The 6,136-nt window shown below is 43.0% G+C and carries 6 protein-coding genes; all 6 read left to right on the plus strand.

The genetic code is table 11. The annotated features are described in order from the left end of the window. On the plus strand, positions 1-943 hold a 943-nt coding region (locus BWI44_RS02985; protein WP_286811298.1), incomplete at its 5' end, for a site-specific integrase. Between the two features lie 65 nt (positions 944-1,008). After that, the gene (locus BWI44_RS02990; RefSeq protein WP_286811307.1) at positions 1,009-2,298 is read left to right on the plus strand and encodes a PDDEXK nuclease domain-containing protein; all 1,290 of its coding nucleotides are present in this window, start codon (positions 1,009-1,011) and stop codon (positions 2,296-2,298) included. Between the two features lie 11 nt (positions 2,299-2,309). Next, positions 2,310-3,335: a hypothetical protein gene (locus BWI44_RS02995; protein WP_286811311.1), complete on the plus strand. Its 1,026-nt coding sequence runs from the start codon at positions 2,310-2,312 to the stop codon at positions 3,333-3,335. Positions 3,336-3,558: 223 nt separating this feature from the next. Then, the gene (locus BWI44_RS03000) at positions 3,559-3,867 is read left to right on the plus strand and encodes a DUF3853 family protein (RefSeq protein ID WP_215658345.1); all 309 of its coding nucleotides are present in this window, start codon (positions 3,559-3,561) and stop codon (positions 3,865-3,867) included. Between the two features lie 14 nt (positions 3,868-3,881). Further along, on the plus strand, positions 3,882-4,958 hold the full coding sequence (locus tag BWI44_RS03005) for an AAA family ATPase (protein ID WP_286811319.1): 1,077 nt from the start codon (positions 3,882-3,884) through the stop codon (positions 4,956-4,958). 212 nt (positions 4,959-5,170) lie between these two features. Continuing rightward, positions 5,171-6,127, plus strand: a complete 957-nt coding sequence (locus tag BWI44_RS03010; protein ID WP_286811317.1) for a DUF8464 domain-containing protein — start codon at positions 5,171-5,173, stop codon at positions 6,125-6,127. Positions 6,128-6,136: the final 9 nt, after the last annotated feature.

Below are 6,136 nucleotides of genomic sequence, written 5' to 3' on the forward strand. Positions count from 1 at the left end.
CAGTGAAGAACAACAGGAAGAAGCACAGATTAGTTTTTGGGAAGTGTTTGATGAGTTTGTAAAAGAGTGTGGCAACCAGAATAATTGGACGGCATCCACATACGAGAAATTTGCAGCGGTAAGAAATCACCTCAAAGAGTTCAAGGAAGATGTAACCTTTGAATACTTCAACGAGTTCGGGCTGAACGAGTATGTTAATTTCCTGCGTGATAAAAAGGACATGAGAAACAGCACCATCGGTAAACAGATGGGGTTTCTCAAATGGTTCCTACGCTGGAGCTTCAAAAAAGGGTATCATCAGAACATTGCATACGACGCATTCAAACCAAAATTGAAAACAACCCCTAAAAAGGTAATATTCCTGACATGGGATGAACTGAACAAGCTGAAAGATTATCAGATACCGCATGACAAACAGTATTTGGAACGTGTCAGGGATGTATTTCTGTTCTGTTGTTTCACGAGTTTACGATATTCGGATGTTCGTAACCTTAAAAGAAGTGATATTAAGCCCGACCACATTGAAGTCACCACAGTCAAGACTGCGGACAGCCTGATAATCGAACTGAACGACCACAGCAAAGCGATTCTTGAAAAATACAAGGATGTTCATTTCGAGAACCACATGGCATTACCCGTCATCAGCAATCAGAAGATGAACGATTATCTGAAAGAACTGGGTGAACTGGCGGAAATCAACGAACCTGTACGGGAAACCTACTACAAGGGAAATGAGCGCATAGATGAAGTCACACCCAAATACGCATTGTTAAGTACCCATGCCGGAAGAAAGACTTTCATCTGTAATGCATTGGCACTCGGAATTCCGGCACCGGTGGTCATGAAATGGACGGGACACAGCGACTATAAAGCCATGAAACCCTATATTGACATAGCGGATGACATCAGGGCAAATGCTATGAACAAGTTTAATCAACTATAAAAGTATCAATTAGTTTCATGGATTACCACCATTGAAGTATATTTGTAAACCGAAAATATCATAAGATGAACAACAACGGACATAACATAGAAAAGACGAACTTTGACGCATTTATAAATGCTGTCGGTTCGGAAATACAACAGGCGCAAGTACGGCTGATTACCGCTGCCAATGCGCAAATGCTGTTCCATTATTGGAAAATGGGCAACTATATCCTCTATTATCAAAACTTATATGGATGGGGAAGTAAAATCATCAAGCAACTGGCAAAGGCTATCCGGTTCAATTATCCCGAAAAGAAAGGCTATTCGGAACGCAACCTTACTTATATGTGCCAATTCGCACGGACATATCCGCTGAGTGTGCTAAGAAGTTTCATTGATACGGATGTAAGACTGTCTGTTCCAAACATACAGAATGTGACAAACGAAGTATTGAAACTGAACGACAAACAATTTACGCAGGAACTTACTGCGCAAATACAATCCGTTGATTGTCAGTCTTTAGAATTTACGCAGGAAGCTCCTGCGCAAATTCAGGACGTAGAGAAAACCGTTTCTGCCATTTACAGAATGGGGATTAGGGAGATAGAAAAAAATTTCTTGAACTCCCCTGTCGCCAGAATAAACTGGGCAAGCCAAATGGTTATACTTGATGGCTCGTTACCGTTAGGAATAGGATATTGGTACATGAAACAGTCCGTAGAAATGGGCTGGAGCAGTAATGTTCTTAAAATACAAATTGAAACCAATCTGTATACCAGACAAATTAATAACAACAAAGTAAATAACTTTACTGCCACGCTTCCTGCACCTCAAAGCGACCTTGCCAATTACCTTCTGAAAGACCCGTACATCTTTGATTTGGCTGGAACGAAGGAAAAGGCGGACGAAAGGGACATAGAAGAGCAGCTGGTTAAGCACGTCACCCGTTACTTGCTGGAAATGGGCAATGGCTTTGCCTTTGTTGCCCGACAAAAACATTTTCAAGTCGGGAACAGCGATTTCTATGCCGACCTGATTCTGTATTCCATCCCCCTGCACGCATACATCGTAGTGGAATTGAAAGCAACCCCATTCAAGCCGGAGTATGCAGGGCAACTGAACTTCTACATCAATGTGGTGGATGACAAACTGAGGGGAGAGAATGACAACAAGACTATCGGGTTGTTGCTGTGCAAGGGGAAAGACGAAGTTGTAGCACAATACGCATTGACAGGCTACGACCAGCCGATAGGCATCAGCGATTACCAACTGAGCAAGGCTATACCTGAAAACTTAAAATCGGCTCTGCCAAGTATAGAAGAAGTGGAGGAAGAACTGACTTCCCTTCTTGATAAAGATAAAAATCCATAAACCAAGCGTATATGGCAGGAGAAATACAGATTATGATTCCCCAATATGGCGAACTCAACCGGATATACAGCGACTTTATAATCAGCCATGCTTTCTCTTTTGACAGGCAGAAATTCATCACGGACTTCTATAAGCAATACAATGACACAAAAGCTTTTGAAGCCGCCATCCTTGAACTGGTGCTTGACAAACCGAAAGAACAATATACTCTGATTCTCAACAGCCTGAGAACCGAGATAGAGAAAAACATACTGATTTATGAAAAACATCCATTGTTTGATGATGAGATAATTTCTCGTGTGTGCTACAACTTCGCTGGCAGATATGACGCTGATATAAAGGCACAATTGGAGGTTACACAAAAATTAAGCAAGCCTTTAAATGAAGCGTATAACAGGTATGATTCCATTGGCTACAGGGAACATACGGCAGCAGAAGAAAAGCAAGCCGAGAAGGAGTATGAACGCTGCAAGGCTGAATATGAGAAGGAAAAAGAAGAACTGGACAGGCTTTATGAATTGGAAAGGCAGGCAAGAAAGGAAGCTTTCCAATATATTGAGAACTGTTGCGAAGATATTTATAAACTGAGTTTCCATTTTATGGAAATACTGGCAAAATATATTCCCGTTGCAAAAGACAAGCCGGATGAGCCGAACAAGCAAGAGACACAACAGGATGTATCAAAGGAGCGACCCGAATATTTCAACACAGAATTACTTTCGCTTATTCATAAAGTCTGTGTGGGGGAACAGTTTGAAGATATTGCAACGCAGGACTTCTATGCCAACATGAACCTGTACCCCGGTAAAAAGGGACTAAAAATCAAGGCAAGGGAAAAGATACGGGTGTGCTACCTGATATTCCTGATGAGTGAAAGACTGCCCAAACAGGACAGGGACAAATGGAAGAATACAATCCTGAAACAGCTGGATATTGATGAGAACTACTACAAGTCAAAGTACAAAGAGCCAGTTTCCGATTTTCCAAGTGACAGTAACCAAAAGTTCGCTAAAGAAATGGACGCAATATTCCGATAATCCGTGATATGCCCTGACATTTTACGAAATTACCACTTTTACCACTCAAATTAATTTTTGAGCGGTATTTTTATTATCTGATATTCAGAGAAATAATAAAATATTCTATTTACGCCAACCACATCCTTACCACTCACGCCCCTATCTAATTTTGCATCGTTCGAGAACAGAGATAACAGCCAGTGCGCAGGGCTGATTGTTTAACGGCTAAATAGATTGAACGATGACAAATCTTCAAGAGTTATTATTAAAACCCGTCTGGCAGATGACAGGCGAAGAGTTCATATTCCTGAGCAAGCACGCTTCCGGTCAAACGGAAGTACAGCCGCACCCCGTCACGGACACAGAAAGAAAATATGTGTACGGAATACTGGGCATTGCCAAACTGTTCGGGTGCAGCCTGCCAACCGCCAACCGCATCAAGAAAAGCGGAAAGATTGACAAAGCCATCACCCAGATAGGACGCAAGATTATCGTGGATGTGGAGCTTGCACTTGAACTGGCAGGAAAGAAAACCGGAGGACGGAAATAACGGGTGGTATGGCTATGGACTATATGAAAGAGTTTAAGGACATATCGGCAGAAGAAGCCGTAATCCTTTGGCAAGCCTCACGTTTGAGTCTGTCGAAAAGTTATGAGAAAGCACCTGAAATCCTCAAAGTACATGGTTCTGTCATTGGAACATTGGGCAATTTCAGCGCATCCATCGGCAAAGCCAAAAGTAAAAAGACATTCAATGTATCGGCTATCGTAGCCGCCGCATTGAAGAATGGCACAGTGTTGCGGTATGTGGCGGAACTCTCCGACGGGAAGCGGAAAGTGCTTTATGTTGATACGGAGCAAAGTCCTTATCATTGCCTGAAAGTCATGAAACGTATTTTACGGATGGCTGGCTTGCCTGATGACAGGGATAATGAGAACCTTGAGTTTCTCGCCTTGAGAAAATACACACCTGAGCAGCGTATAAAGATTGTCGAACAAGCCATCTATAATACGCCCGACATTGGTCTTGTAATCATAGATGGCATCCGTGACATGGTATATGACATCAACAGTCCCGGCGAATCCACACGCATCATATCCAAACTGATGCAGTGGACGGACGACAGGCAGATACATATCCATACGATACTGCATCAGAACAAAGGGGATGAGAATGCGAGAGGGCATATCGGCACGGAGTTGAACAATAAGGCGGAAACCGTATTGCTGGTGGAAAAGGACAAGAGCAACGGGGATATAAGCAGTGTTTCAGCCATGCACATCCGGGCAATGGATTTCGAGCCTTTTGCCTTTCGCATCAACGACAGTGCCTTGCCCGAACTCATAGAGGGTTACAAACCCGAAGCGAAGAAACCGGGAAGACCGGAAGAGGAAAAGTTCGACCCTTACAGGCATATCACCGAACAGCAGCACCGTATCGCATTGGAAGCCGTTTTCGGGCTGAAAGAGGAATACGGTTACAAGGAATTGGAAGATGCTTTAATCAAAAGTTATACGTCAATAGGTGTAAAGCTGAACCATCAAAAGGCGGTACCGCTCATCACCATGCTTCGGAACAAACGGATGATAGTGCAGGAGAACGGCAGAAAATACACATTCATGCCCGACTTTCACTATTAACCCGTTACCTGCAATCGCTTCACTTTATTCTGTGGGTCTATATATTAAGGATAAAGCGAAGTGATGCAAGGAATGGATAAACCGCTTCACTTTATTGCCGTACTCTATGTATACGACAATTTAGTGAAGTGGTTATACAGACCGTACTTCTTAAAATGATACGGGCGAAAAGAAAAACAAATCAATTCACCAACTACTCAAACAATTATCTTATGGATATACAGACAGCCAAGCAAATCAGGATTGCAGATTATCTGCACAGTTTGGGATATTCTCCCGTCAAGCAACAGGGTATCAACCTATGGTACAAATCACCGTTAAGGGAAGAAACCGAAGCCTCGTTCAAGGTAAATACCGAACGTAACCAATGGTATGATTTTGCACTTGGCAAAGGTGGGAACATCATCGCACTGGCTTCACACTTATATGCTACCGACCATATACCTTATATATTGGAACGCATAGCGGAACAGACACCACATGTCCGTCCTGTTTCTTTTTCTTTTGGCAAGCAATCATTTTCCGAGCCAAGTTTTCAGCAACTGGAGATTGTACCGCTTTCTTCTCCTGCCCTGCTCTCCTATTTGCAGGAAAGGGGAATAAATACGGAACTGGCAAAAAGAGAATGTAGTGAAGCTCATTTCACCCATAACGGCAAGCGGTATTTCGCCATCGCCTTTTCAAACGTATCAGATGGGTATGAAATCCGCAACCGCTATTTCAAAGGCTGTATTGCCCCTAAGGAAATCTCCCACATCAAACAGCCAGAGAAAACAAGAGAAACGTGTTATGTATTCGAGGGATTTATGGACTATCTTTCATTTCTTACTTTGAGATTGGAAAATTGCCCGAAATATCCCGAACTGGACAGGCAGGATTATATGGTGCTGAACTCCGTATCGAATGTAAGCAAGGCTCTCTATCCTTTGGGTAGCTACGAGCGCATCCATTGTTTCTTTGACAATGACCGTGCAGGTATGGAAGCACTTCGGCAAATCCGCATGGAATACGGCAGGGATTTATACATCCGTGACGCTTCGCAGACTTACAGCGGATGCAAGGATTTGAACGAATACCTACAGAAACAGGCTAAAAGAAAAGGGCAAGTCCAGTCCGTAAGAGAGACGCACACCCAGCCACCGAAAAAGAAGAATGGCTTTCGGTTATAGCCCACTATA

This window comes from Bacteroides sp. Phil13 (assembly GCF_001940965.1).
GTDB lineage: Bacteria > Bacteroidota > Bacteroidia > Bacteroidales > Bacteroidaceae > Bacteroides > Bacteroides intestinalis.

Bases quoted from the DNA above. Each gene is read 5' to 3' on its own strand.
- BWI44_RS02990 (WP_286811307.1), top strand. From the start codon at position 1,009: ATGAACAACAACGGACATAACATAGAAAAGACGAACTTTGACGCATTT.
- BWI44_RS02995 (WP_286811311.1), top strand. From the start codon at position 2,310: ATGGCAGGAGAAATACAGATTATGATTCCCCAATATGGCGAACTCAAC.
- BWI44_RS03000 (WP_215658345.1), top strand. From the start codon at position 3,559: ATGACAAATCTTCAAGAGTTATTATTAAAACCCGTCTGGCAGATGACA.
- BWI44_RS03005 (WP_286811319.1), top strand. From the start codon at position 3,882: ATGGACTATATGAAAGAGTTTAAGGACATATCGGCAGAAGAAGCCGTA.
- BWI44_RS03010 (WP_286811317.1), top strand. From the start codon at position 5,171: ATGGATATACAGACAGCCAAGCAAATCAGGATTGCAGATTATCTGCAC.